21 protein-coding genes are annotated in these 25,452 nt (G+C 69.7%); 10 read left to right on the top strand and 11 right to left on the bottom strand.

Translation table 11 applies throughout. The features are described 5' to 3' along the window. Positions 1-206 precede the first annotated feature (206 nt). Together M3195_RS15530 and M3195_RS15535 are read right to left on the bottom strand one after the other, a co-directional pair. Positions 207-947 (bottom strand): response regulator, encoded by a 741-nt coding sequence (locus M3195_RS15530; protein ID WP_251588912.1) that lies wholly within the window; start codon positions 945-947, stop codon positions 207-209. Then, a complete protein-coding gene (locus M3195_RS15535) occupies positions 944-2,212 on the bottom strand; it encodes a sensor histidine kinase (RefSeq protein ID WP_251588913.1) in 1,269 nt (422 codons plus the stop codon). The genes M3195_RS15530 and M3195_RS15535 overlap by 4 nt, the downstream gene beginning before the upstream one ends. 160 nt (positions 2,213-2,372) lie before the next feature. Here M3195_RS15535 and M3195_RS15540 point away from each other — a divergent pair, with 160 nt between their 5' ends. From M3195_RS15540 to M3195_RS15550, 3 genes are read left to right on the top strand one after another with little or no spacing between them, the layout of a single operon-like run. After that, positions 2,373-3,368, top strand: a complete 996-nt coding sequence (locus tag M3195_RS15540; protein WP_251588914.1) for a tripartite tricarboxylate transporter substrate binding protein — start codon at positions 2,373-2,375, stop codon at positions 3,366-3,368. Beyond that, positions 3,368-3,979, top strand: a complete 612-nt coding sequence (locus M3195_RS15545) for a tripartite tricarboxylate transporter TctB family protein (protein WP_251588915.1) — start codon at positions 3,368-3,370, stop codon at positions 3,977-3,979. Before M3195_RS15540 ends, M3195_RS15545 begins: the two co-directional genes overlap by 1 nt. 1 nt (position 3,980) lies before the next feature. Next, positions 3,981-5,513, top strand: a complete 1,533-nt coding sequence (locus tag M3195_RS15550; protein WP_251588916.1) for a tripartite tricarboxylate transporter permease — start codon at positions 3,981-3,983, stop codon at positions 5,511-5,513. A gap of 63 nt (positions 5,514-5,576) precedes the next feature. Here M3195_RS15550 and M3195_RS15555 read toward each other — a convergent pair whose 3' ends face one another. Next, the gene (locus M3195_RS15555; protein ID WP_251588917.1) at positions 5,577-6,518 is read right to left on the bottom strand and encodes a LysR family transcriptional regulator; all 942 of its coding nucleotides are present in this window, start codon (positions 6,516-6,518) and stop codon (positions 5,577-5,579) included. Positions 6,519-6,616: 98 nt separating this feature from the next. Between M3195_RS15555 and M3195_RS15560 the strand changes: the two genes are divergently transcribed. Together M3195_RS15560 and M3195_RS15565 are read left to right on the top strand one after the other, a co-directional pair. Further along, on the top strand, positions 6,617-7,630 hold the full coding sequence (locus M3195_RS15560) for a putative oxygenase MesX (RefSeq protein ID WP_251588918.1): 1,014 nt from the start codon (positions 6,617-6,619) through the stop codon (positions 7,628-7,630). Then, entirely contained in the window at positions 7,627-8,667 is a 1,041-nt protein-coding gene (locus tag M3195_RS15565) for a methionine synthase (protein ID WP_251588920.1), read from the top strand. The genes M3195_RS15560 and M3195_RS15565 overlap by 4 nt, the downstream gene beginning before the upstream one ends. A 99-nt stretch (positions 8,668-8,766) precedes the next feature. Here M3195_RS15565 and M3195_RS15570 read toward each other — a convergent pair whose 3' ends face one another. After that, positions 8,767-9,699, bottom strand: coding sequence for a LysR family transcriptional regulator (locus tag M3195_RS15570; protein ID WP_251588922.1), 933 nt, complete (start codon positions 9,697-9,699; stop codon positions 8,767-8,769). Between the two features lie 71 nt (positions 9,700-9,770). On the opposite strand from M3195_RS15570, the gene M3195_RS15575 reads away from it, so the two are divergent. Continuing rightward, positions 9,771-11,501 carry an L-aspartate oxidase gene (locus M3195_RS15575; protein ID WP_251588924.1) on the top strand — a complete coding sequence of 577 codons (1,731 nt, stop codon included), beginning with the start codon at positions 9,771-9,773 and terminating at the stop codon, positions 11,499-11,501. A 102-nt stretch (positions 11,502-11,603) separates the two neighbouring features. On the opposite strand, the gene M3195_RS15580 is transcribed toward M3195_RS15575, so the two are convergent. After that, on the bottom strand, positions 11,604-11,972 hold the full coding sequence (locus M3195_RS15580; protein ID WP_251588925.1) for a hypothetical protein: 369 nt from the start codon (positions 11,970-11,972) through the stop codon (positions 11,604-11,606). Positions 11,973-12,075: 103 nt separating this feature from the next. On the opposite strand from M3195_RS15580, the gene M3195_RS15585 reads away from it, so the two are divergent. The 4 genes from M3195_RS15585 (at position 12,076) to M3195_RS15600 (ending at position 16,090) form a co-directional block, all read left to right on the top strand. Continuing rightward, positions 12,076-13,572, top strand: a complete 1,497-nt coding sequence (locus M3195_RS15585) for an L-serine ammonia-lyase, iron-sulfur-dependent, subunit alpha (protein WP_251588927.1) — start codon at positions 12,076-12,078, stop codon at positions 13,570-13,572. Between the two features lie 200 nt (positions 13,573-13,772). Then, the gene (locus M3195_RS15590; RefSeq protein WP_251588929.1) at positions 13,773-14,528 is read left to right on the top strand and encodes an AAA family ATPase; all 756 of its coding nucleotides are present in this window, start codon (positions 13,773-13,775) and stop codon (positions 14,526-14,528) included. 54 nt (positions 14,529-14,582) lie between these two features. Continuing rightward, a complete protein-coding gene (locus M3195_RS15595; RefSeq protein ID WP_251588931.1) occupies positions 14,583-15,359 on the top strand; it encodes an ABC transporter ATP-binding protein in 777 nt (258 codons plus the stop codon). Next, on the top strand, positions 15,356-16,090 hold the full coding sequence (locus M3195_RS15600) for an ABC transporter permease (RefSeq protein WP_251588933.1): 735 nt from the start codon (positions 15,356-15,358) through the stop codon (positions 16,088-16,090). Before M3195_RS15595 ends, M3195_RS15600 begins: the two co-directional genes overlap by 4 nt. Positions 16,091-16,115: 25 nt before the next feature. On the opposite strand, the gene hrpB is transcribed toward M3195_RS15600, so the two are convergent. From hrpB to M3195_RS17150, 6 genes are all read right to left on the bottom strand, one after another. Beyond that, positions 16,116-18,677: an ATP-dependent helicase HrpB gene (gene hrpB, locus M3195_RS15605; RefSeq protein ID WP_251588935.1), complete on the bottom strand. Its 2,562-nt coding sequence runs from the start codon at positions 18,675-18,677 to the stop codon at positions 16,116-16,118. Between the two features lie 88 nt (positions 18,678-18,765). After that, complete coding sequence (locus tag M3195_RS15610; RefSeq protein WP_251588937.1) at positions 18,766-20,367, bottom strand: SPFH domain-containing protein; 1,602 nt, start codon at positions 20,365-20,367, stop codon at positions 18,766-18,768. Between the two features lie 297 nt (positions 20,368-20,664). Further along, positions 20,665-21,093, bottom strand: a complete 429-nt coding sequence (locus M3195_RS15615) for a MarR family winged helix-turn-helix transcriptional regulator (RefSeq protein ID WP_096713326.1) — start codon at positions 21,091-21,093, stop codon at positions 20,665-20,667. Positions 21,094-21,256: 163 nt separating this feature from the next. Continuing rightward, on the bottom strand, positions 21,257-22,102 hold the full coding sequence (locus M3195_RS15620) for a cytochrome c oxidase assembly protein (protein WP_251588939.1): 846 nt from the start codon (positions 22,100-22,102) through the stop codon (positions 21,257-21,259). Beyond that, on the bottom strand, positions 22,099-22,626 hold the full coding sequence (locus M3195_RS15625; RefSeq protein ID WP_251588941.1) for a DUF2243 domain-containing protein: 528 nt from the start codon (positions 22,624-22,626) through the stop codon (positions 22,099-22,101). The genes M3195_RS15620 and M3195_RS15625 overlap by 4 nt, the downstream gene beginning before the upstream one ends. Before the next feature lie 95 nt (positions 22,627-22,721). Continuing rightward, positions 22,722-25,451: an ABC transporter ATP-binding protein gene (locus M3195_RS17150; RefSeq protein WP_308211599.1), complete on the bottom strand. Its 2,730-nt coding sequence runs from the start codon at positions 25,449-25,451 to the stop codon at positions 22,722-22,724. Between the last annotated feature and the right edge of the window lies 1 nt (position 25,452).

The following is a 25,452-nucleotide window of genomic DNA, read 5'->3' on the forward strand; positions in this document are numbered from 1 at the left end:
CGAGAGTTCTCCAGCGATGATCTTCAACACCACGACCCGATGCTTCGACGACATGCCCCACTGTCGCCTATGACGCGACTCACGTGTCGCCGATCACGTGTCGCCTATGTCCTGAACCCAGACACCTTCGGGCGCACATCACTCGGAAATCCCCGTCGCGGAAGCGGCGGGGATTTCTGCATCCCGGGATTGTTCCGCCGCCACCGTCACGCGTCGGGCGAGGGCGCGAGGCGATAGAGCACCTGCGGTCGCCCGCGCTTGCCGTACCGGTGCGCGAGGTCGATCACGCCTGTCGCGACGAGGTGGTCGAGGTAACGGCGAGCGGTCGCTCGCGAGAGCGAGCAGGCCGCAGCGATGTCGGATGCCGACCGCGAGGCGACGGGGTCGAGAGCCGCGATCACGCGCGCCAGCGTGACCTCCGCGAGTCCCTTCGGCAGTCCGCTAGATTGGGCGGACGAGGGCGTGGACGGGCGATCGGCTGCGCGGTCGCCCAGTCGGATGGTCCCGGTGGCCAGCAGGCGGTCGACCTCGCCCTGCGCCAGCGGCCGGTCGTGCTCATCGCCGTCGCGAGCGTTGCGTCGGGCCGCGTACTCCTCGAGCCGCCGACGCAGCACGTCCTGAGTGAAGGGCTTGATGAGATACCCGACCACGTGAGCCGCGAGCGCCTGGCGCACCGTCACCTGATCACGCGATGAGCTGATGACGAGGACATCGGGGCCACCTGCGCCGAAGGCGCGGAGCCGGTGCAGCACCTCGACGCCGCTGATGTCGGGCAGGCGCATGTCGAGCAGCAGCAGATCAACGTCGTCGGTCACCTGCGCGAGCGCCGCGGCACCCGTGCCGGCCGTTCCCACCAGCTCGAAACCGGGAGTCTCGGCGATGAATCGACCGTGCAGCGCACGAGCGCCGGGGTCGTCGTCGATCACGAGGACACGGATGCCGCTCATCGCGCCCCATCCATCTCGAAGTCGAAGCGCGCGCCGCCGAGCGACGATCGCCCGACCTCGATCACGCCGCCCCGCGCCGCAACCGTGCGGCGCACGAGGTCGAGACCGATGCCACGCCCGCCGACCGAGCGATCCGCCTTCGACGAGTAGCCGCGGGCGAACACCCGCTCGACGTCGGCGGGGTCGATGCCCGGTCCATCGTCCTCGACCGAGCCGACCAGGGTGCGTCCGCGCTCCTTCACGGTGCATCGGACCCGCTGCGCGCCGGCCTCGCCCGCGTTGCGGCAGAGGTTCGCGATGACCAGCAGCACGCCCTCGTCGACTGTGATGTCGTCGTCGACGTCGAGCTCCAGCCGCGCGCCCACGGCCGTGAGCTCGTTCTGCACGGCTTCGATCGCCGCGCCCATGACCGCGGCACCGCCCACCGCCGGACGCTCGGAGGTGAGCACGGGTACGATGCCATCGATGTACGCGAGCGCGTCGTCGGTATCGCCGTGTGAGACGAGCCCATGGATCACGTGCAGCCGGGTGCTGAACTCGTGCGACTGCTCCTGCAGGGCGGTGGTGGTGCGCCGCAGGTGCTCGTGCTCCGCGGCCTGCTCGTCGAGACGACGGAAGCGCCGCTCGATCGCGGCGCCGACGGCCGAGCTCGCCAGCGTGCCGACGACGAGAGCTCCGACGATCCACGGCAGGAGGTCGCCGAGGGCCTCGTCCCGCTGCGCCGAGAGACTCGATTCCAGCACGCCGACCGCCACCATCCCGATGACCCGGTCCCCGTCGCCGTAGACGGGGACCTTGGCGCGCAGCGAGCGCCCGGACGGACCGGTCTCGGTTCCCAGGAACTCCTCGCCCGCCAAGACCGACTCGTTCGTGGTCGACACCTGCACCCCGCGCTCCTCGAGCAGGGGATGTGTGATCCGCACCCCCTCGTCGTCGGTGATGACGACGTAGTAGACCCCGGCGGCCTGCCCGACGATGTCGGCGAGCGGCTGCAGCTCCTCTGTCGCCGCGGAGAGGTCGCTCGCGTCGGCCAGATCGTCGTCGTCGCCGTTGTCGACCGTCGATTCCAGGGTCCTCCGCACCTCGGGCAGCACGGCGAGGCTCGCGGCGACCTCGTGCACGCGGTCGGCCGTTGCGGCGCGGATGCTGCGCTCCTGCGCGGTGATCGCGACCCCGGCCGTCACGCCGACGGCGGCGAGCACGATGACGCTCGGCAGCAGGAGCACGCCGAGGCGCACCGTGCGGGCGCGGCTGATGCGTCTCATCTCGACCACCTCTCCGTCGCGGGATCGCCGTCCGCCGCTCGTCTCTGAGCGTCATGAGCATCTATGAGCACAAAGCCGAGCGCACGCGACGTGCGCTCGGACCCTTGCCATCCTAATAACCGTCTTGCGGCGACGACGATGTCCGCACGAGGAGGCGATGATGACGACGAGTTCATCGGGAGCGCGGGTCCTGCCCCGCGTCATAGGCGGCACGGTCGCCGCCGCGGCGATCGGTATCGCCGCATTCGGTTCCATCACTTCGGCCGCGGCCGGACAGGACATCCACGCGTCGATGACGATCATCGCGCCGGCAGCGGCCGGCGGCGGGTGGGACGGCGTGGCCCGCGAGCTGCAGCAGGCGCAGAAGGCGAACGGGCTCGTCAACAACGTCCAGGTCGTGAACATGCCGGGTGCCGGCGGCACGATCGCCCTCGGCAACGTCTCAGTGCTCGAGGGGCAGCCGAACAACCTCCTCGTCGGAGGCACCGGACTCATGGCGGCGACGATCCAGTTCGGCTCCGCGGCGACGCTCGACGACGTGACTCCGCTCGCCGTGGTCGTCGAGGAGTACGACGTCATCGTGGTGCCGGCCGACTCCCCGCACGAGACGCTCGACGATCTCGTCGAGGCCTGGAAGGCGGATCCGAAGGGCGTGCCGTGGACGGGCGGCGGGTCGTTCGACCAGCTCGTGGTGACGGACCTCGCGCTCAGCGCGGGCATCGACCCCCTCGACACGACGTACATCTCGTCGGACGGTGGAGGAGAGGCGATCCAGGCCCTCCTCAACGGCACGGCCCAGGCGGCGGCCGGCGGCTATCCCGACAACATCGACCAGATCGAGTCGGGCCGTCTGCGGGTGCTCGCCCTCGTCGCGGAGGAGCCGGTCGACGGCATCGACATCCCGACGGCGGCCGAGCAGGGATACGACGTCTCGCTCACCAACTGGCGCATGCTCGCCGCGCCGGCAGGGCTCGCCGACGATCAGGTCGACGGACTGCGCGACCTGATCACCGAATCGATCGAGACACCGGAGTGGCAGGACGCGATCGACCGCTACCACTGGACGGAGCGGGTCATCACGGGGGAGGATCTCGACGCGTTCCTCGCCGACGAGCACTCCCGTATCGAGCAGCTGTACGAGGAGATGGGTCTGTGATGTCATCCAGCAATCCGACAGCGGTATCCGCGGTCGTCGGGCAGCGACTGGCTTTCGGGGCGGGACCCGGACGCGTGGCGGCGCTGCTGAAGAACCTCACCATGCCGGCCGTGCTGGTCGCCTTCGCGACCTACCTGCTCGTGGGCATCCTCACGATGAAGGTCCCCGAGGGGACCGCCTTCCCCGGGCCGCAGTTCTTCCCGACGCTGATCGCGGCCGGGCTCTACCTCTTCGCCGCGGTGCTCGCCGTCGGCGCGGTGCGCGAGCATCGCGCAGAGGACGACGCCGCGGCATCCGCCGCAGCAGCTCCGGTTGCACCGGCATCCGCTTCCACGCCCGAGGAGCCGGCCGTGCCCCGCACGGTCCGGGTCGACGTGAGATCCCTCGCCTGGGTGGTGGGCTCGTTCCTCGTCTTCGCACTCGTGCTCAACATTCTCGGCTGGATCATCGCCGCAGGACTCCTGTTCTGGTGCATCGCGCGCGGCTTCGGCTCGACCCGCTGGCTGTTCAGCCTCGTGGTCGGTCTGACCGTGAGCTCGCTCTCGTACATCGCGTTCGACATGGCGCTCGGCATGTCTCTGCCCTCGGGCATTCTCGGTTGGGGGTTCTGACATGGATGTGCTGCAGCTTCTCGCGGAGGGCTTCGCCGGAGCCCTCACCTGGCAGAACCTCGTGTGGGTTCTCATCGGGTGCCTGCTCGGCACCGCGGTCGGCGTCATGCCGGGCCTCGGATCCTCGATGGCGGTGGCCCTGCTGCTGCCCGTGACCTTCTCACTCGAACCGACGGCGGCGTTCATCATGTTCGCCGGCGTCTACTTCGGCGGGCTCTTCGGCGATTCCACGATGGGCATCCTGATGAACACGCCGGGACAGGCGTCGGCGATCGCCTCGACCATCGAGGGCCACAAGATGGCTCGTAATGGACGGGCGGCCCAGGCGCTCGCGACCGCCGCGATCGGCGCCTTCATCGGCGGGTTCGTCGGATCGATCGTCGTGGTCTTCCTGGCTCCGGCGCTGGCCGACTTCTCGAGCCGGTTCGGACCGGCGGAGTTCTTCGCGCTCGCCGTGTTCGCCTTCGTCGCCACCTCGTCGGTCGTCACCGACAACGTCATCAAGGGGCTGACGTCGCTGTTCATCGGCCTCGGCATCGCCGTGATCGGCGTCGACGGCGTCTCGGGTGCCCCGCGCTTCACGATGGGGTCGCCGAACCTCTTCGACGGCGTCTCGCTGGTCACCGTGACCGTGGCGATCCTCGCGCTCGGAGAGGTCATCTACGTCGCCTGCCTCGAACGGCACATGAAGGATAAGGCGCTCATCAAGCCGTCGGGGCGGCCCTGGCTCACCCGGGCCGAATTCAAGGAAGCGACCCCCGCCTGGTTCCGGGGCACGGCGATCGGCCTGCCGTTCGGCGTCGTGCCGGCGGGTGGCTCGGAGATCCCCACCTTCCTGGCGTTCGGACTCGAGAAGAGGCTCGATGCGCGCAGGGCGCACCCGAAGTTCGGCACCGGGGCGATCCGCGGTCTGGCGGCTCCCGAAGCCGCAGGCAACTCGACCACGAGCATGGCGATGGGCGCTCTGCTCGCCCTGGGGCTGCCCATCTCGGCGACCGCGGCGATCATGCTCGCCGCCTTCCGCCAGTACGGTCTGCAGCCCGGTCCGCTGCTGTTCGAGCGGGCGCCCGAGCTCGTGTGGGCGCTGCTGGCGAGCTTCTTCATCGCGATGATCGTGCTGCTCATCCTGAACCTCCCGTTCGCGATGCTGTGGGCAAAGCTGCTGCTCATCCCGCGTCCCTACCTGTACGCGGGGATCACGCTCTTCTGCGCACTCGGCATCTACGCGACGAGCGGATCGGTGTTCGATCTGCTCATGCTGTTGGGGATCGGACTGCTCGGCTTCCTCATGCGGGCGCTCGACTACCCGCTCGCACCGCTCATCATCGGCATGGTGCTCGGACCGCTGGCCGAGACGAGCCTGCGAGATGCCGCGATGAGCGCCAACGGCGACTTCTCGGTGCTCGTGCAGGGTCCGATCTCGATCGCGCTGTATGCGATCCTGGCCATCGTCCTCACCCTCGCGGTGCGCGGGCGCATCGTGGCACGCGCCCAGGCGAAGGCGGAGGCGAAGAAGGTGTCTGTAGAGGCCTGACCGACCATGGAGAACGCCTCGGACGCCGTATCATCCGAGGCGTTCCCGTGCCTTCTCCGGCGATCAGCCGAGGAGTTCGACTCCGAAGGCGGCGACGACCGCCCGCAGTTCGTCCAGGTAGCGCTGCGCCTGCTCCGTGAGCGGGATCGCGGAGTGGCCGATCCAGCCGATCTCGATGCGCTCGTCGACGTCGAGCGGGATCGCGACGATCTCGGGATCGAGGTCGTCGCTGATGATGCCGGTGGAGATCGTGTACCCGTCGAGGCCGATCATGAGGTTGAAGATGGTCGCGCGGTCCGAGACGCGGATCTCCCGGGCGCTCGACAGGGTCGACAGGATCTCCTCGGCGAAGTAGAACGAGTTGTTCGCGCCCTGATCGAAGGTGAGACGGGGGAGGCCGGCGAGGTCGTCGAGGGTCACGCGGTCGCGCGTGGCGAGCGGGTTCTTGCGCGAGATGAAGATGTGCGGATCGGCGAGGAAGAGGGGGTGGAACGCCAGGCCCGAGTCGCGCAGCAGCTTGTCGATGACGCTGCGGTTGAAGTCGTTGCGGTAGAGGATGCCGAGCTCACTGCGCAGCGTCCGGACGTCTTCGATGATGTCCCACGTGCGCGTCTCGCGGAGCGAGAACTCGTACTCGGCCGCCCCGCTCGCCTTCACCATGCGCACGAACGCGTCGATCACGAAGGAGTAGTGCTGCGCCGAGACGCCGAGCAGGCGACGCGACGGCGGCCGGCCGAGGTAACGCTGCTCGAGCAGCGCGACCTGCTCCGTGACCTGCCGCGCGTACCCGAGGAACTCCACCCCGTCGGCCGTGAGGGTGACGCCGCGGGCCGAGCGGAGGAGGAGGGTGCGGCCGGCACGCGTCTCGAGATCCTTCATGGCGGCGGACATGGTCGGCTGTGACACATAGAGGAGGTCGGCGGCGGCACTGATGGATCCCTCCGCGGCGACCTCGACGAAGTAGTGGAGCTGCTGCAGCGTGATGCCGCTGGATGCGCGTGCCATAGGTGGAGACTATACCCGCGCATAGGTCGGGATAGTTACCCGATATGTCGAGTCCGACTGCACCATGGAGCTACCGACTTCTGACAGATGGGCCGCTCATGGCGAACGACTTCACGTTCCACATCACCACCACGCGCTTCGACGAGGACTACACGCCGTCCGCCGACTCGCGCATCACCACGAACTTCGCCAACCTCGCCCGCGGCGAGCATCGTCAGGAGAACCTCCGCAACGCGCTGACGATGATCGACCGTCGGTTCAATGACCTCGCGCACTGGGACAACCCGACGAGGGACCGCTACACGCTCGAGCTCGACATCATCTCCGCGGCGCTCGAGTTCGCCGACGGAGGCGACGACGAGCGATTCCCGCTGCTCGAAGTCCTCGACATCACGATCGTCGACCGATCGACCGGCGCCCGCCATCACGGCATCGTGGGGAACAACTTCTCGTCCTACGTGCGCGATTACGACTTCAGCATCCTTCTCCCCGCTGCGGCCGAGGCGGCCGGCAGGTTCACGGTCCCCGATGACTTCGGCGACCTGCACGGCAAGCTGTTCCGGAGCTTCCTCGCCTCGAACGCGTACCGCGAGCGCTTCACGACCTCGCCGGTGATCTGCATCAGCGTCTCGACGAGCAAGGAGTATCGCCGCACCGAGAACCACCACCCCATCCTCGGCGTCGAGTACGTGCAGGATGACGACGGATCCCTCACCGATGCGTACTTCGGCAAGATGGGCCTGACCGTGCGCTACTTCATGCCCCCGGGCAGCGTCGCGCCACTCGCCTTCTACTTCGAAGGCGACCTGCTGGGCGACTACTCCGCCCTGCAGCTGATCGGCACGATCGCCACGATGGAGACCTTCCAGAAGATCTACCGTCCCGAGATCTACAACGCGAACTCCGCCGCCGCGAGCGTGTACCGTCCGACCCTCGACCAGCAGGACTTCTCGACGACCCGCATCGGGTACGACCGCGAAGAGCGCAGCCGCCTTGCGCTCGCCCAGGGAAAGCACACGCAGGAGCACTTCATCGCACCGCACGGCGAGCTGCTGGCGCAGTGGGCGTCCGGCCGTGCGACCGGGGCATCGAAGCCGGCGGTGGCCGCGTGAGCGCTGCCCACGAGATCCTGCCCACGTCGATCGTCGGCAGCCTTCCCAAGCCGTCGTGGCTCGCAGAGCCCGAGACCCTCTGGTCGCCCTGGAAGCTCGAGGGCGACGCGCTCGCCGAAGGGAAGCAGGATGCTCTGCGCAGTGCCGTGCTGGAGCAGTCCCGCCGCGGCATCGACATCATCAGCGACGGCGAGCAGACCCGCCAGCATTTCGTGACGACGTTCATCGAGCACCTCAGCGGCGTGGACTTCGACCGGCGCGAGACGGTGCGGATCCGCGACCGGTATGACGCGAGCGTGCCGACCGTCGTCGGTGCGGTGAGCCGCGAGAAGCCGGTGTTCGTCGACGACGCGCGGTTCCTCCGCGCGCAGACCGATCAGCCCATCAAGTGGGCGCTGCCCGGGCCGATGACGATGATCGACACGCTGGCCGACCGGCACTACCGCAGCCGCGAGAAGCTCGCGTGGGAGTTCGCGACCATCCTCAATCAGGAGGCGCGCGAGCTGGAGGCAGCCGGGGTCGACATCATCCAGTTCGATGAGCCCGCGTTCAACGTCTTCTTCGACGAGCTGAAGGACTGGGGAGTCGCGGCGCTGGAGCGCGCGGCGGAGGGGCTGCGCGCCGAGACCGTCGTGCATATCTGCTACGGCTACGGGATCAAGGCGAACACCGACTGGAAGGCCACGCTCGGACCGGAGTGGCGTCAGTACGAGGAGTCGTTCCCGCTGCTGCAGAAGTCGATCATCGACACGGTCTCCTTGGAGCGGGCGCACTCGCACGTGCCCCTCGACCTCATCGAGCTCATCCGAGGGAAGAATGTCATGCTCGGCGCGATCGACGTCGCGAGCGACAGCGTCGAGACGCCGGAGCAGGTCGCCGACGTGCTGCGCGAGGCGCTCGCCTACGTGGATTCCGACAAGCTCGTGCCGAGCACGAACTGCGGCATGGCGCCGCTGCCGCGAGCGGCGGCCCTCGGCAAGCTCAGCGCGCTCAGCGCGGGCGCGGCGCTCCTGCGTGACGAGCTCGCCGCATCCTGATCGAACCCGGCTGTCGGTCCGATACACGCAGGCAGGGCCGGAATCGGGCTTCCTGCCCTGCATCGGGAATCGCGACCTGCAGGTCGGTCGAGGATGCCGTCAGTCGAGCAGGGTCGTGATCGCGGGGTCGCGGCGGGCGACCTCGGCGGCCGTGGCGACGATGACCTGGCGCATCGCGGCGACCGCGACCGCCGGGGTGACGTCGGCGCGGTGCGCGAGGCTCACGGTGCGCCGCATCATCGGGTGGGTCAGGCGCACCGACCGCAGCGCCGGCTGATCGAGCAGCACCATCGCCGGCACGACCGCCACGCCCACTCCGCGTTCGACGAAGCGGAGCAGGGCATCCATCTCCGCACCCTCGAGCACGTAGGTCGGCGTGAGTCCGGCCGAACGGAACGCCGCATCGGTCGTCGCGCGCAGCTCGTAGGTCTCGTCGAGGGCGATGAGCGGCAGCGTCGCGAGGTGCTCGAGTCCGATCGCGGGCGTCACGGCGACCGGAGGCTGAGAGGCCGCGGAGACGACGACCAGCTCCTCGGTGAGCAGCGGCATCCGACTCAGACTGAAGCCCGAGGGCGGCGGCCCCTCCGACTCGGTGATCAGGGCGATGTCGACGGCGCCGACCGCGAGCTGTTCGACGAGCAGCCGCGATCCGCTCTCGTCGAGGTGCAGGTCGACGCCGGGGTGGGCGGCGTGGAACGCGCTGATCGCCTCGGCGACGAGGCTGATGCAGAGGGTGGGCGGCGCGCCGAGCCGCACCCGTCCGCGTCGGAGCCCGGCGAGCTCGCCCATCTCCTCGCGGATCGCCTCGGCCTCCGACAGCATCCGCTGCGCGCGGGGGAGCAGCGCCTCACCCGCCGAGGTGAGGGCGATGTGGCCCCGCGCCCGGTGGAACAGCTCGGCGCCGAGCTCGCGTTCGAGCGTCGAGATCTGTCGGCTCAGTGACGGCTGCGCGAGGTGGAGGTGCTCGGAGGCGCGCGTGAAGTGACCGAGACGGGCGACCTCGACGAAACCTCGGAGCTGCTCCAAGTTCATTCCCGCAGTCTATCGAAAGCAGTGAAACTATGCATTGGACGGTATGAGGGTCGCCTCCTAGCGTGGATCCCATGGGTACACGCGAACGGCAGATCTCCACCACGGTCCTCGTCATCGGGACGGGCGGATCCGGGTTGCGCGCCGCGATCGAGGTGGCCGAGCACGGTATCGACGTCCTCGCCGTCGGCAAGCGCCCCCGACAGGATGCGCACACCTCGCTCGCGGCCGGCGGCATCAACGCCGCCCTCGGCACCATGGACGCCGACGACACCTGGCAGCAGCACGCCGCCGACACGATCAAGGAGAGCTATCTGCTCGCCAACCCGCACACGGTCGAGATCGTGACGCAGGGCGCCGAGCGCGGCATCCGTGATCTCGAACGCTGGGGAATGGACTTCGCCCGGGAAGACGACGGCCGCATCTCGCAGCGGTTCTTCGGCGCGCACACCTTCCGCCGCACCGCCTTCGCGGGTGACTACACGGGCCTCGAGATCCAGCGCACTCTCGTCGCGAAGGCCGAGCAGCTGGACGTGCCGATCCTCGACAACGTCTACATCACGCGGCTCCTCGTCCGAGACAACGTCGTCTTCGGTGCGTACGGTTTCGACCAGGCCGACGGCACGCGCTACCTCATCCATGCCGATGCCGTGATCCTCGCCGCGGGCGGCCACAACCGCATCTGGCGACGCACCTCTTCTCGTCGCGACGAGAACACCGGCGACTCGTTCCGCCTCGCGGTCGAGGCCGGCGCGCGGCTGCGCGACCCCGAGCTCGTGCAGTTCCACCCCTCGGGGATCATCGAGCCCGAGAACGCCGCGGGCACCCTCATCTCCGAAGCCGCTCGCGGCGAAGGCGGCATCCTGCGCAACGCGCTCGGCGAGCGGTTCATGGAGAAGTACGACCCCGAGCGGATGGAGCTGTCGACCCGCGACCGCGTCGCGCTCGCTGCTTACACCGAGATCGCGGAGGGGCGCGGCACCGAGAACGGCGGCGTCTGGCTCGACGTCTCGCACCTGCCGCGCGAGACGATCATGACGCGCTTGCCCCGCGTCTACCAGACGATGATGGAACTGCAGATGCTCGACATCACCGCCGAGCCGATAGAGATCGCGCCCACGGCGCACTACTCGATGGGCGGCGTGTGGGTGCGCCCGGAAGACCACCAGACCGACGTCGACGGTCTCTACGCGATCGGCGAGGCGTCGAGCGGACTGCACGGCGCCAACCGCCTCGGCGGCAACTCGCTCATCGAGCTGCTCGTGTACGGGCGCATCGTCGGCCAGGCCGCGATGGCGCACGCGGCCGGTCTCGACGCGCAGAAGCGGTCGGCGGATGCCGTGGCGCAGGCCCGCGCCGAGATCGACGACCTGCTTGCCGCCGACGGCCACGAGAACGTCCGCGCCCTGCAGCGCGCGATCCGCAACACCATGACGGAGCACGCGGGTGTGGTGCGGTCGGAGGACGGGCTGCGTGCCGGCCTCGCGGACCTCGACATGATCGAGGGGCGGATGGAGGACATCGGCATCCACCCCGACATCGCCGGGTTCCAGGATCTCGCGCACGCGTTCGACCTCAAGGCGTCGGCGATCGCGGCGAGGGCCACACTGGAGGCGGCGCTGGAGCGTCGGGAGACCCGCGGATGCCACAACCGCAGCGACTACCCCGACACCGATCCGACGCTGCAGGTGAACCTGGTGTGGAGCCCGGCCGCGGGCGTGACGCACGAGCTGATCCCGCCGATCCCCGACGAGATCGCGGAGCTCATGCGCGACGTCGACACGACAGGAAAGCTCGTCGAGTAGCTCCCCGCACTCGTTCCGGCCGCAGTCCGTGCCGTCTCCGCGCCCTCGGGGCGGCACGATCCGCGACCGGGACGCGGGCGTCGGGGTGGGGTAGGAGCCGCCTCAGTCGCCCTGGTCCGTCTGCGGACCGTCGATGACCCCGATCCCGACCGCCTGATGGTCGGGCTCGGGGTCGTCGCGCTTCGGGGCCTTCGGCTCCTCACCGGGGGACTTCTCGGTGCTGGGCTCCTCGAGCTCCTCGGTGCTCGGCACCTCTTCGGGGTCTGCGTCCTCGGGAGACTCCGCCTGCTCGGGAGTCTCTGCCTGGCCGTCGGTCGCGTTCTCGTCTCCTGCGCCCTGAGTCGGAGTCTCGACCGAGGGGCCGGTCGCGGTGAACTCGCCCGGGACGTCGGACGACGGAGTCGGGGTGGGAGCCTGCGCCTCGGGGGTGAGGTCGGAGGCCGGGTCCTGGTCGGGTGTGGTGTCGCTCATGATCAGCCCTTTCGCGTGGGTGGACGGGTTCAGGATGCCGCGGGCTCGCCGCCGCGGGAAGGGGCTTGACGATCGCATCCGCTCGACGACGTACGCTGGATGAGTGACAGCGTACGTCTCGGCCTTCGACCTCTTCTCCATCGGAGTGGGACCCTCGAGCTCCCATACGGTCGGGCCGATGAGAGCTGCGCTGGAGTTCGCCAGGCGGCTCACGGCGACAGGCGCGATCGATCGCGTCTCGCGCGTCGGCTGCACCCTGTTCGGCTCGCTCGGCGCGACCGGCATCGGGCACGGCACTCCGGATGCCGTCGTCGCCGGACTTCGCGGTCTCGAACCCGAGACCTGCGATCCGGCCGCCGTGCGTTCGGCCTGGACGGACTTTCCCGCAGGAGGACACCTGCTGCTCGACGGCTCGCACGAGGTGGCATTCACCAAGGACGACATCGTTTTCGCTCCGCGCACGCGGCTGCCCGGTCATCCGAACGCGATGACGATCACCGCGTGGGATGCCGAGGGCACGGTCGTGGCGGAGGAGACCTATTACTCGGTCGGCGGCGGCTTCATTCGCCGTGACGGGGAGGAGGCGAAGCTCGCCACGGCCCCGCTGCCGTATTCGTACGCCGACGCGGCATCGCTGCTGGCGCTGTGCGACGAGCACGGTCTCTCGATCGCCGAGGTCGCTCGACTCAACGAGACGGCGGTGCGCAGCGAGGAGGAGGTCGCCGCCGGTCTCGACGCCATCTGGGACGCGATGTCGGGCTGCGTCGACGCGGGGCTGCACAGCGACGGCATCCTGCCCGGCATCCTCAAGGTCAAGCGCCGGGCGAGCCTGATCCGGGAACAGCTCGAAGAGGTGGAGGCCGACGGGCACCGCGAGCTCCCCGGCGAGTGGCTCGGTGCGTTCGCGCTCGCGGTGAACGAGGAGAACGCGGCCGGCGGACGCGTGGTCACGGCACCGACGAACGGCGCGGCCGGCATCCTCCCCGCCGTTGCGATGTACTGGTGGCGGTTCCTCGCCGACTCGGGCCTCGGCGCGGGCAATGCCGTCACGCCGTACGGCGAACTCGTCGGCAGCGCCCTGCTCGGCTTCGGCGCGGAGGCGTCGCTCGTCGCGGTCGGAGCGATCGAGGACCCCGACGCGGTCGCCGAGGCGAATCGTCGCCGGGGCATCCGTCGATTCCTGCTCACCGCGACCGCGCTGGGCTCGCTGTTCAAGGCCAACGCGTCGATCTCGGGAGCCGAGGGCGGGTGCCAGGCCGAGGTCGGGTCGGCGTGCGCGATGGCCGCCGGTGGGCTCACGGCCGTCATGGGCGGCACGAACCGGCAGATCGAGAATGCCGCGGAGATCGCGATGGAGCACCACCTCGGACTCACGTGCGACCCGATCGCCGGTCTCGTGCAGATCCCGTGCATCGAGCGCAACGCGATCGCCGCCTCGACGGCCGTGACGGCCGCTCGGCTCGCTCTGCGCGGCGACGGCAGCCACTACGTGTCGCTGGATGCGGTCGTCGAGACCATGCGCCAGACCGGCATGGACATGTCGACGAAGTACAAGGAGACGAGCGAAGGCGGCCTCGCGGTCAACGTCATCGAGTGCTGAGCGGGGCGCGTGCGCTACCGGCCGATCCGACCTGCATACCCGGCGGCCCTGCCCGCCCGCGTGCCGATCTGCATGTCGAAAACCCGGATGCAGGGCCGGATGGGCCGATCCCGGCATGCAGGTGGGCGGACGGCGTGCAGGTCGGTCGGCGGCGGGGACGGAGGATGCCGATGTCCGCGGCCGCACGTAGCGTCGGAGGCATGGAGTCGATCTGGGAGCCGGGGAGCAGGCGCAGGCGCGAGCAGCCGATCGTGGCGGTGCGGCCGAACGAGTTCGCGCCCGATCCCGACGGTCGCTGGCCCACGAGCATCCCCGCCGTCGCCCAGGTGCTGCGCGAGGGAATCGATCTCGATCCCGGAGTGACCTTCCTCGTGGGGGAGAACGGCAGCGGCAAGTCGACGATCGTCGAAGGCGTGGCGGTCGCCTACGGTCTCTCCCCCGAGGGGGGATCGCGGAATGCCAGGCACACGACCCGGCCGACCGAGTCGCCCCTGTCGGAATGGATCCGGCTCCAGCGAGGAGTCGGGTCGAACCGCTGGGGCTTCTTCCTGCGCGCCGAGACGATGCACTCGTTCTACACGTATCTCGAAGACAACCCGTCGACCAGGGCGCCCGACGTGCCGTTCCACGAGATGAGCCACGGCGAGTCCTTCCTCGCTGTGCTCGAGAGCCGCTTCGACGAGCCGGGCTTCTACTGCCTCGACGAGCCCGAGGCCGCACTGTCGTTCCAGTCCACGCTCGCACTCATCGCCGTGCTGCAGCGCATCGTCGACGAAGGCGGACAGGTGCTCTGCGCGACGCACTCGCCGGTGCTCGCCGCGCTGCCGGGGGCGAAGATCCTGGAGGTCGGGGAGTGGGGCATCCGTCCGGCCGAGTGGCAGGATCTCGCTCTCGTGAACCACTGGCGCTCATTCCTGCAGGACCCGCCCCGCTACCTGCGACACCTCCTGGCCTGAACATCCTCGCGGGGGTCGTTGACCGGGTCATGCTGCCAGGAGCATAGTCATCGCATGACGAGTGAGTCGGCGGTCGAGGTCACGGGGCTCCACGTGCGCCGGGGCAGGACCGCGGTGTTCGACGGCGTCGACCTGACGATCCCGCGCGGGCAGATCACGGGGCTGCTCGGTCCGTCCGGATGCGGCAAGACCACGCTCATGCGATCGATCGTGGGAGTCCAGCGCATCAGCTCGGGGACCGTGACCGTGCTGGGCGAACCCGGCGGCTCGCGAACGCTGCGCCATCGCGTCGCCTACGGCACACAGGGCGGCGCGGTGTACGGCGACCTGACGGTGCGGCAGAACCTGTCGTACCTGGCGCGCGTGCTCGGCGCGACGAAGACCGACGTCGACCGGGTGCTCGCGGACGTCGGACTCGAGCCGCAGAGCTCGCAGCTCGTCGAGTCGCTGAGCGGCGGACACGCGACCCGCGTCTCGCTCGCGATGGCACTCATCGGCTCGCCCGATCTCATCGTGCTCGATGAGCCGACGGTCGGACTCGATCCGGTGCTGCGGATGGAGCTGTGGGAGCTGTTCCGCGGACTCGCCGAGCGCGGCGTGACGATGATCGTGTCGAGTCATGTGATGGACGAGGCGATCCGCTGCGACCGCCTGCTGCTCATGCGGTCGGGGCGCATCATCGCCGCCACGACGCCGACCGCGCTGCTCCACGACACCGGCACGAGAGACCCCGACGCGGCGTTCCTCGCCCTGATCGAGCGGGACGATCGCGCGCATGCGGCCACGCGGCATCCGATGACCCGACGCGAGCGAGGGGAGGCCGGGGAATGAACGCGCGCAGGATGCTGGCGACCGCCGGCCGCGTGCTGGAACAGCTGCGGCACGATCCGCGCTCGATCGCCCTCATGCTCGTCGCACCGAGTCTGCTGGTCGGCCTGTTCGCGTGGCTCTTCAGTGACCAGGACGGCGTCTTCGATCAGTTCGGCGGAGCGATCCTCGCGCTCTTCCCCTTCATCGTGATGTTCCTGATCACGTCCATCACGACCCTGCGGGAACGGCGGTCGGGGACGCTCGAGCGGCTCATGACGACACCGCTCGACAAGGCCGACTTCATCCTCGGCTACGCGCTCGCCTTCGGACTCATGGCCCTATTGCAGGCGGTCATCACGGTGTCGTTCGCGGTGGGTGTGTGCGGGCTCGACCTCGACGGCGAGCTGTGGCAGCTGGGCCTCGTCGCGGTCGTCGACGCCCTCCTCGGCACGGCCCTCGGCCTGCTGGCCAGCGCCTTCGCGCAGACGGAGTTCCAGGCCGTGCAGTTCATGCCGCTGCTGGTGTTCCCGCAGATCATCCTCGGCGGCCTGTTCATGCCGCGCGATCAGATGCCCGACGTGCTCCATGCGATCTCGGACTGGCTGCCGCTCAGCTACGCGATCGACACCATCAACGCGGTCGCTGCCGGAGACGAGGGGTGGGACGTTTACCGACCGCTGCTCGTCGTCGTCGCGTTCGGCGTCGGTGCGCTGGCGCTCGCCTCGCTCACCCTGCGCCGCCGCACGCGCTAGAGCTGCGGTCGGCGAGACGAAACGCCTACCCCGATTCGCGCGCCGTGCGGTTCTTCGTCCATCGGGTCGGGGCGGCCGCCCACGGATCCTCGGGCCACGGATGCTTCGGATACCGCCCGCGCATCTCCGCGCGCACCTGCGCATAGGGCCCCGACCAGAACGAGGCGAGGTCGTCGGTCACGGCGAGCGGACGACCGGCCGGGGAGAGCAGGTGGAACAGCACCGGCACTCGTCCGTCGACGAGTCGAGGAGTCTCGGCCCACCCGAAGCACTCCTGAAGCTTGACGGCGACGACCGGGCGGGCGGACTCGTCGTCGATCGCGGGGTAGTCGATCCGGATGCGCGATCCGGTCGGAACCTCCAGGCGCTCGGGCGCGAGGTCGTCGAAGCGACTCGCCGCGGGCCACGGGAGCAGGCGGCGCAACGCGTTCGCGAGGTCGATCCGGGCGGCGGGGGTGCCGCCCGCGAGAGCGTCGAGCTCGGACGCGAGCCAGGTGTCGAGGGCCTCGAGCAGTCCGGCATCCGTCACATCCGGCCAGGGATCGCCGAGCTCCCGGTGCAGGAGCGCCAACCGACGACGTAGCGCGTCCGCCGACTCCGACCAGGGGAACACCGCGAGGCCGTCACGTCGGAGTGCTCGCCGCACGGCATCCCGTCCTTCGTCGGTCGTCGGCCGAACCGCGGCCGACGACCGCAGGATCGCTCCGATACGCCGTTCGTGTCTGGCCTGCACGCGTCCGCCGACGAACTCCGCCTCGACCCGGTCGGTCATGAGGTGGCTTGCGGCGATCTCGCGCTGCGGCTCGGTGAGGGCTGCCGCGGCGCGGACGATCGCGCCGGAGCCTGCCGCTGCGCGTCCGGACGCACGGGCCACATCGGCCACTGCGATCCACTCGGCCGCGGCGAGTGCACCCCGCACGCCCGCACGGGTGCCGGAGGCGAGCAGGAACGTCGCGCCGTCGGCCGTGCGCTCCACGCGCTGCGCGATGCGCTCGGGGAAGGCGAGGGCGATCACCAGTCCCGTGCCGTCGAGATCGGAGTGGATGCCGCGCGTCGGCGGCACCAGCCGTTCGAGGCGGTCCGCGTCGCTGCGCCAGCGGCGGGAATCCGGCGTCCGCCCGCCACGTAGCGCGATCAGGGCCTGTGCGACGTCGGCGTCAGCGATGCGCAGGTCGCCGCCGAGCAGTGCGACCACCTCGGCGGCGAGGCGCGCGCCGACCAGCGGACTGCCGTCGCGGAGCGCCCGAGCGAGACGGGGATCGGTCGGGATGCGGGCGAGCGCGCGCCCCTCGTCGGTGGCGCGCCCGTCCTCGTCGAGTGCGCCGAGGCCCCGCAGCACCGCGACCGCGTCGGCGAGGCTGTCGGCGGGCGGTCGGTCGACCATCCGCAGACCGACCCCGCCCGGCGCGCCCCAACAGGCGAGCAGCAGCGCGGTATCGGCGAGGTCGGCGACGGCGATCTCCGGTGCGGGTCGGGCTGGGGCGGCGGCGTAGGTGCGCTCATCGACGCAGCGGATCACCGTCCCCGGGCCCTGGCGTGTGGCGCGTCCGGCTCGCTGCACGCACGACGAGCGGGGAGCGGCGGTTGTGACGAGTCCGGTCATGCCGCGGGCGGAGTCACGCTGCGGATGCCGCGCGAGGCAGCTGTCGACCACGAGCCGCACCCCGGGCACGGTGAGCGACGACTCCGCGAGCGAGGTCGTGACGATGATGCGCGGGCGGTCGTCGGGCGCGCGGCCGCGGATCACGGCATCCTGTTCCGGCGCGGAGATCTGCCCGTGAAGCTCGCGCACGTCGAAGCCGTCGGCGGTGGCGCAGATGCGGCGGGCGATCTCGCTGACCTCGCGGGCACCGGGTGCGAAGACGAGCACGTCGGCCGACAGGTCATCGTGCCGGACATCGCGCGCAGCCGATGCCGCAGTGCGCGCGACGTGGTCGAGGAACGCCCAGGTGACGCCGCGCTCGTCAAGGCGGGGCGCGGAGCTCGGCGCCCAGCGCTCGGTGAGAGGGAAGGCGGGCACGTCGTGGTCGACGATCGGAGCGGGCGCGTCGTCCGCGCCGAGGACGGCGGCGAAGCGCTCGGCGTCGAGAGTGGCCGACATCGCCACGACCGAGAGATCGTCGCGCAGCTCGCGCACCTCGGAGAGCAGACCGATGAGCAGGTCGGTCTCGAGGGCTCGTTCGTGCACTTCGTCGAGGATCACGGCATCGACTCCGTCGAGCCCGGGGTCATCGAGCATCCGTCGCAGCAGCACGCCGGCCGTGACGAACTCGATCCGGGTGGATCGGCCGACCGCGCGCTCGCCGCGCACTGTGAATCCGACGCGGTCGCCCACCGAGGAACGGTCGAGCTGTGCGAGGCGACGGGCCGCGGCGCGGGCGGCGACGCGGCGCGGTTGCGTGACGATGACGCGTCCGCTCGACCGGTTTGCCAGCAGTGGTGGCACGAGGGTCGTCTTGCCTGTGCCGGGCGGGGCGCTGACGACCACGGCCTGACTGCCGTCGAGAGCATGTTCGAGGTCGTCGATCGCCTCCGCGAACGACAGCCCCACGCCGACCGCGGCGAGGTCGAAAGCGGCGGACGTCATGCCTCCAGTCTGCCGGGTCGGAGGCTGCGAGCCGGAGACAGCGGATGCCGCGACCCGTCGGGCCGCGGCATCCGCTGTTCGTGTGCTGTTACTCCGCGGCGGGAGCCGGCGGTGCGGGCGGCGGAGGCGTGGTGGGCTTCGGCGTGCGCTTCGCGGGAGCGGATGCGGATGCCGCTGCCACTCCCTCGCCGATGCCGCGTCCGACGGCCTGGCCCTGGATGATCGACGCGAGATCGAGTCCGGTGGCGGAGCTGACGCTGTCGAACACCGACTTGAGCGCCTTGGCACTGTCGGCGCCCACGACGTTCGACGCTCCGTCCTCGCCGGAGCCGCCGATGATCGAGACGCTGCCGATCGTCGAGTAGCCCTTCGCGAACTCGGCCATGATGGCCGGCAGGGTCTCGAGCACCCGCTGCGAGAGGAACGCGTCCTGGTTCGACGCGATGGCCTTCGCTTCGGCCTCGACGGCGGCTGCTCGGGCTTCACCCTCGGCGCGGATGGCGTCGGCCTCGGCGTTCGCGCGCAGACGACGTGCCTCGGACTCGGCCTCGGCCTGGGCGCGCAGCGCGTCGGCCTCACCGGTCGCACGGGCGATGGCGGCCGCAGCCTCACCGTCGGCCTTCGCCTTGTCGGCCTGGGCCTGCTGCTCGGCGATGCGGGTGCGGGCCTCGGCCTGCTTGACCTGCTCGATCGCGGCGGCTTCGGCGGCGCGCTCACGGGTGTACAGCTCGGCCTGGGCGCGGGTCTCGGCCTCGTATCGCTGCGCGTCGGCGACGCGCTTGACGTCGGCGTCGAGCTGGGCCTGCTTGTTCTCGGCCTGCTGTTGCAGAACGGCCTGCTCGGCCTGGGCGCGGGCGAGCTGCTCTGCCTGCTCCGCTTCGGCACGGGCGCGACCGATGCCGGCGCTCGCGTTGGCGGTGTTGGTGTCGAGAGCGGTCTGCTCGACCAGGTTGGCTTCCTGGTTGGCGATGTTCTTCTGGTTGATCGCACGGTCGGCGTTCGTCTGCGAGATCTCGGCCGACTGGCGCTTCGCCTGGATCTCGGGAGCACCGAGCGACTGGATGTAGCCGACCTTGTCGGTGATGCCCTTGATCTGGAACGAGTCGAGAATGAGGCCCTGCTCGGCGAGCTCCTGCGAGACGTCGGCGGCGATCTGATCCGAGAACTTCTTGCGTTCGCGCATGAGCTCGACGACCGACAGCGTCGCCACGATGCCGCGGAGGGCACCTTCGAGCTGTTCGGTGGTGAACTGCTCGATCGCCGCGTCCTGCGAGGCGAACCGCTCGGCCGCACGGCGCACGAGCACCGGGTCCGAGCCGATCTTCACGATCGCGACGCCGTCGACGTTGAGTGTGACGTTGTCGAGCGACTGCGCCTCGGCGTTCAGCGACACCTGGCGCGAGCGCAGCGAGATGATCTCGTGGCGCTGCGTGATCGGGTTGACGAGCGACTTGCCGTTCACGATCACGGTGACAGGCGATTCCGACATCTCGTCGCGCGTCGTGCCGTCGGCGCCGATGACGGCGCGCGCGACCTTCTGCTTGCGGCCCGAGATGACGAGTGCCTCGTCAGCCCGCGCGACCTTGATCCAGCTGCGAGCGAACAGCAGCAGGATGAGCAGGATGACGACGGCGGCGACGACCGCGATCCCGACGATGACGAGGATGCCGACGATTCCGGCGATCTCCATGGATGACCTCCCTGGTCCCCCCGAGGGGGTGGTCCGCGGTCCCGGCGCGAGATGCCGGGACTCGGTTCCACCCTGCCAGAAACCGGCTCGTGACCGCGCGGGGAGAATTCCCCCGGGGACCGTTCGGTTCCTCCGGACCGGCTGCGGAGGAGAACACGCGTATCGAAGGACCTCAGTCCTCGGATGCTCCTTCGTTACGCGAGATCTCCTTCGTCGCGCGCGGCGATGGGGGCAGGCGGATGCCGCCTGCGCGGCTACGGGGGATGCCCGCGGCTAGCGGGCAGCGGATGCTGCGCGTCAGCGCCCGCGGAGCTTCTGCGCCAGGTCGCGCAGGGTGCGCAGCTCTTCGTCGTCGAGCACCGACATCCGTGAGGCGATCGATCGGCCGTGCACGGTCGCGACGCTGCGGAACGCTCTGGCGCCGGCATCCGTCGCCCGGATCAGCGCCCCGCGACCGTCTTCGGGGTCGGGGCACTTCTCGACGAGGCCGCGTGAGACCATCCGGTCCACAAGTCTGGACACGCTCGGCTGGCTGATGAGCATGTTGGCGGTGACGTCGCGCAGCCGTGCGGACATGTCGGGGGAGCGGGTGACCGTGAGGAGCACGTCGTACTCGGCCTGCCCGAGGTCGGAGTGGTCGAAGTCGGCGTTCATCTCGGTGAACAGCTCGTGCTGCGCGCGGAACAGGCTCTCCCAGGCCTCGAGGGCGAGCTTGCGATCGGTCATGGGAAAAGAGTACGGCAACAGTAAAGGGCCGGTCGGAGAGGCTCCCGACCGGCCCTTGTCCCTTGCACCAAGAGTGTCCTGCAATCACATGAGGTGGATGCCACAGCAAACATTCACCGTGCGATCACTCTATAACGGCGAGATAACGAATGCAACGGTTTGGTCACGGAAAATTGTGACGCGGGGCGATCCGTGGACGGGAGGCCCTCGGCAACGTGGAAGGGCGCCGCTCGCTCCTTGGCAGGTCCCTTCCCGACGCGCGGTACCACTGCGCGCAGAGGATGACGATGATCACCGCGTCGATGATGTCCCCGGCGTAGAACATCAACTGTGCTCCGGCCTGCGCCTCGACTGCGCTCACTCCCGCCGGGGGATGGGCGTAGAGGGTCTTCGCCAGGATGCCGTGTGCGGCGAGCGCGACGATCATCACCACGGTCCGGAGGGCGAAACCGGCCCGATGCGGTGCCGGATCGACGGGGATGATCGCTGCGGTGAACAGGTATCCGGCCAGGAGGTGATGGGTCATGATCGTGAGATGCACCAGAACGCCGCCCTGTATCTCGGCGTAGAGCGGAGTGGCGTACAGCATCCACATCCCGCCGATGGTGAGGATCGCGCCAGTGACCGGAGCGCTGAAGAATCGAGCAGGCCAGCTGCGCAGCGCCCGCGAGACCCGTCGAGCGGCACCGACGTCGATCGACCGCAGGATCAGCGTGACCGGTGCGCCGAGCACGAGCAGCAGCGGTGCCGCCATGCCGACCAGGAGATGCGTCCACATGTGTGCGACGAAGTCGCCGTGGGAGGCCCCCGCGAGCGGGCCAACGAAGCCGGATGCGGCCGTGACGATTCCCGCCGCCCACGCCGCGCTGCGATACCAGGGCCACGATCGCCCGCGGCGCCACTGAACCAACGCGCACGCGGCATAGAAGACGAGGGCGAATGCGAACGGGAGGGCGAGAATGACGTCCGAGCTGATCCCGGTACCCGAGGAGTGGTCGTGCACGGTCACCCGACTGGGATGCGGCTGTGCCGCGTGCGCACGGTGAGGATGCCGCCGACGACGAGCAGCAGCACCGCGAGGATCCCCCAGGCGAGGTCGTACACGATGAGGTCTGGAACGTAGCGGATCTGGTGGATGCCCAGCACCTTGTGCTGGATGACGCCGTCGTACAGCTGGAAGGCTCCCGCCCCGAGCAGCACGCCGCCCCACCAGCGCAGCGGCCAGAACGCCCCTCGTCGTCGCAGATCGGCGAGCAGGAAGAGTCCGGCGATCGTGGCGAACCAGCTCACAGCGTGGAAGAAGCCGTCTGAGACGAGTCCGACCTCCGTCGTCGAAAGGTCGTAGAAGTGATGCCAGTGCAGCAGCTGGTGGAAGACGGCTTCGTCGATGAATGCCACCAGGCCGATGCCGAAGAGGATTCCCGACCAGAGGTTGCGCTTCGAGTACGCCGCGCGTGCGCGATCGTTCGACGGGATGGGTCCGTCCGCTGCCAGGAAGGGGTCCGTACTCGCTGCGCGCTGCTCTGCTGACATGGCGCGACGGTAAGGGCGCGTGTCTCCGGCGCCCTACGGGGTTACAGACTCGCGGCGAGGCCGAGGCTTCCTGAGTTCGTTCCGGCGCACTCCCGCTATCGCAGGCGTTCTCCGTCCGCGTCGCGCGCATCGTCCGTCAGACGCGCGATCTCGGACTTCGTGAACTGCGACAGAGACGCGTAGACGACTGTGCGCGCGGCATTCGGATCGCCGTCGAACAGCGGCTTCAGCGTGGTGACGGCGTCCTCCACCGTCGCGGAGCCGACGACGATGCGCGCGATCTCCTCCAGCTGCGAGACGCCCGCGGCCAGTTGCCGCTGAGTCTCCCGTCGGTGCCTTCGCATCTCCGCCGACTCGGCACCCCTCCGGCCCCGCGCCTCGACGCGAGCACGACGGGACTCGATCTGCTCCGCGGTGAGCTCGACGGTCAACGGGCGAGAAGTCCGTACGGGAAGAGTCGCGAGCATCGCGTGCAGCTCGTATGTCCCGGCGTCGCGATCAGCCCACTGTTCGTCATCGACACGCACGTGGATGCGCGCGTACTCGCCCGGGTCGAGCGGCACTGCGACGTTCTCCCCGCTGAGGTAGCCGAAGCTCACTGCGCCCGGCTGGACGCCAGGGGCGGTGACCAGCCCGACGGCGAGGAACGGATCCCCGTCGGGCCACCACCGCGTGGTCCCATCGTTCACGACATCGATCACGAACACTCCCCGCGCGGCCTCACCTGCGCTCAACGGCGGCCAGCGCATGGCGAGCCCGGCCGCGCGTTCGGCCCGGCTCGGGCGCAACGGCATCGTGTCGGGGTGGACTCTGACCGGCGGGCGCGATGCACCGGACGCCTCGACATCGACCTCGGCGATGCGCCACTGCGTCCCGTCCGGATCGGTCGGCGATCCGACGACGACCGACCCTGTCGTCGTGCTCTTGAGCACTCGCCAGCCCGCGACCGGAGCGCCCTCAGCGGCATCCGGATCGAACGGTACTCCCAGGCGGTCGAGAAGCGCCTGCAAAGGCTCGCCGGCCCGGGCGAGTGCGGCGGCATCGACGTCCAGCGGGCCGATCTGGGGGTCGTCTGCGGATGTGCTCACCTGTCGATCGTGACAGACCCGCCACGGATGGGTCTGCGCGACACCGTCTCGGCCCTCGGCCTCGAGCCTGGGCAGCGATCGCAGCAGTTCCTGGGTGTACGGGTGCTCGGGGTCGCGGAAGATCCGCTCGGCGTCGCCCTCTTCGACGACACGGCCGTCCTTCATCACGAGCACGCGGTCGCTGAGGTGATGGATCACACCGAGGTCGTGCGAGATGAAGAGGTAGCTGAGGCCGTACTCGTCCTGCAGATCGACGAGCAGGTCGAGCACCTGCGCCTGCACCGATACGTCGAGCGCCGACACGGCCTCGTCGAGCACGAGGATCTCGGGCGATGTCGCGAGAGCCCGCGCGATCGCGATGCGCTGGCGCTGTCCACCCGAGAGCCGCAGCGGGAAGCGCTCGCGCACGGATGCCGGCAGCGCGACCTGCGCGAGCAGGTCGACGACCCGCTGCTCCCGCTGGCGACGGGTGAGACCGGCATCCACAGGGATCGCGTCGACGAGGATCCGCTCGGTGTTCCAGCGCGGGTCGAACGAGCTCAGCGGGTCCTGGTAGACGACGCCGATGCGGGGGCGAAGCGCACGTCGCTTCCGCTCGGAGACTCCGGACCAGGGTGACCCCAGCAGTCGGACCTCTCCCTCATCCGCGGTCTCCAGCGCGAGCGCGATGCGGGCCGTCGTGCTCTTCCCTGACCCCGATTCGCCGACGATCCCGAGCGTCTCGCCGCGGTGCAGCGTGAACGACACGTGATCGACAGCGGTGCTGTGTCGTCCGTCCGGGGCGACGAAGCGCTTCACGAGGTCGCGCGCCTCGAGCACCGGCTCGCCACGTTCCCCCGACGACGGTCGAGCCAGGTGCAGGTTCGGAACGGTGATCTGCTGCGGCGCGAGGCGTTCACCGCGGGTGTGTCCGCTCGGCACGGCGTCGACCAGGCTCTGCGTGTAGTCGTGCTGCGGCGCGCCGAGCACCTGCGCGGCTGCGCCCTGCTCGACGACCTCCCCGCCCCGCATCACGACGATGTCGTCGGCGAGCTGCGCCACCACCGACAGATCGTGGCTGATCAGGATGATCGACGCACCGCGGGCCTTCGCGTCCTCCAGCAGCGACAGCACCTGCGCCTGCACCGTGACGTCGAGCGCGGTGGTCGGCTCGTCGGCGATGATCACCTCGGGGTCGAGGGCGATCGCGGACGCGATCAGAGCGCGCTGCCGCAGTCCGCCCGACAGCTCGCCCGGCCTCTGCCCCGCACGGAGTTCGGGGTTCGGTACGTCGACGCTCGCGAGCAGCTCGACCGCCTTGCGTCGCCGCGCTGGGCGGTCGCGCCATCCGTGCAGCCGCAGCGCCTCCTCGATCTCGCGCCCGACGGGGCGCAGCGGATCGAGCGAGACGAGAGCATCCTGCTGGATGAATCCGATGCGCCGGCCACGGATGCCGCGCCAGGACCGGTCGGTCTGCGCGGTAAGATCCACCCCGCCGAGGGAGATCTCCTGCGCTTCGACGACGGCGCCGTGCCCGGTCAGCCCCGCGAGGGTGCGGGCCGTGACACTCTTGCCTGATCCGGACTCGCCAACGATCGCGACGCACCGCCCTGCCCCGAGCGTGAAGGACACGTCACGCACGACGCTGCGGGTCTCGCCGTCGCGGTTGAATCCCACGTGCAGGTTGCGGACGGTCAGGCGCGGATCGGTTGCGCCCGCGAGCGCGGCGGATCGTGCGGGGTGTTCCACGACGCTCATG

Origin of the sequence: Microbacterium hydrocarbonoxydans (assembly GCF_023715885.1) — a bacterium.
GTDB lineage: Bacteria > Actinomycetota > Actinomycetes > Actinomycetales > Microbacteriaceae > Microbacterium > Microbacterium hydrocarbonoxydans_C.

What these genes read in the sequence shown, in the direction of transcription:
- hrpB (WP_251588935.1), bottom strand. Translation starts at nt 18,677, where the DNA reads ATGACGTCCGCCGCTTTCGACCTCGCCGCGGTCGGCGTGGGGCTGTCG.
- M3195_RS15530 (WP_251588912.1), bottom strand. Translation starts at nt 947, where the DNA reads ATGAGCGGCATCCGTGTCCTCGTGATCGACGACGACCCCGGCGCTCGT.
- M3195_RS15540 (WP_251588914.1), top strand. Translation starts at nt 2,373, where the DNA reads ATGACGACGAGTTCATCGGGAGCGCGGGTCCTGCCCCGCGTCATAGGC.
- M3195_RS15555 (WP_251588917.1), bottom strand. Translation starts at nt 6,518, where the DNA reads ATGGCACGCGCATCCAGCGGCATCACGCTGCAGCAGCTCCACTACTTC.
- M3195_RS15590 (WP_251588929.1), top strand. Translation starts at nt 13,773, where the DNA reads ATGGAGTCGATCTGGGAGCCGGGGAGCAGGCGCAGGCGCGAGCAGCCG.
- M3195_RS17150 (WP_308211599.1), bottom strand. Translation starts at nt 25,451, where the DNA reads ATGAGCGTCGTGGAACACCCCGCACGATCCGCCGCGCTCGCGGGCGCA.
- M3195_RS15615 (WP_096713326.1), bottom strand. Translation starts at nt 21,093, where the DNA reads ATGACCGATCGCAAGCTCGCCCTCGAGGCCTGGGAGAGCCTGTTCCGC.
- M3195_RS15595 (WP_251588931.1), top strand. Translation starts at nt 14,583, where the DNA reads ATGACGAGTGAGTCGGCGGTCGAGGTCACGGGGCTCCACGTGCGCCGG.
- M3195_RS15610 (WP_251588937.1), bottom strand. Translation starts at nt 20,367, where the DNA reads ATGGAGATCGCCGGAATCGTCGGCATCCTCGTCATCGTCGGGATCGCG.
- M3195_RS15575 (WP_251588924.1), top strand. Translation starts at nt 9,771, where the DNA reads ATGGGTACACGCGAACGGCAGATCTCCACCACGGTCCTCGTCATCGGG.
- M3195_RS15580 (WP_251588925.1), bottom strand. Translation starts at nt 11,972, where the DNA reads ATGAGCGACACCACACCCGACCAGGACCCGGCCTCCGACCTCACCCCC.
- M3195_RS15625 (WP_251588941.1), bottom strand. Translation starts at nt 22,626, where the DNA reads ATGTCAGCAGAGCAGCGCGCAGCGAGTACGGACCCCTTCCTGGCAGCG.
- M3195_RS15550 (WP_251588916.1), top strand. Translation starts at nt 3,981, where the DNA reads ATGGATGTGCTGCAGCTTCTCGCGGAGGGCTTCGCCGGAGCCCTCACC.
- M3195_RS15545 (WP_251588915.1), top strand. Translation starts at nt 3,368, where the DNA reads ATGTCATCCAGCAATCCGACAGCGGTATCCGCGGTCGTCGGGCAGCGA.
- M3195_RS15570 (WP_251588922.1), bottom strand. Translation starts at nt 9,699, where the DNA reads ATGAACTTGGAGCAGCTCCGAGGTTTCGTCGAGGTCGCCCGTCTCGGT.
- M3195_RS15600 (WP_251588933.1), top strand. Translation starts at nt 15,356, where the DNA reads ATGAACGCGCGCAGGATGCTGGCGACCGCCGGCCGCGTGCTGGAACAG.
- M3195_RS15560 (WP_251588918.1), top strand. Translation starts at nt 6,617, where the DNA reads ATGGCGAACGACTTCACGTTCCACATCACCACCACGCGCTTCGACGAG.
- M3195_RS15535 (WP_251588913.1), bottom strand. Translation starts at nt 2,212, where the DNA reads ATGAGACGCATCAGCCGCGCCCGCACGGTGCGCCTCGGCGTGCTCCTG.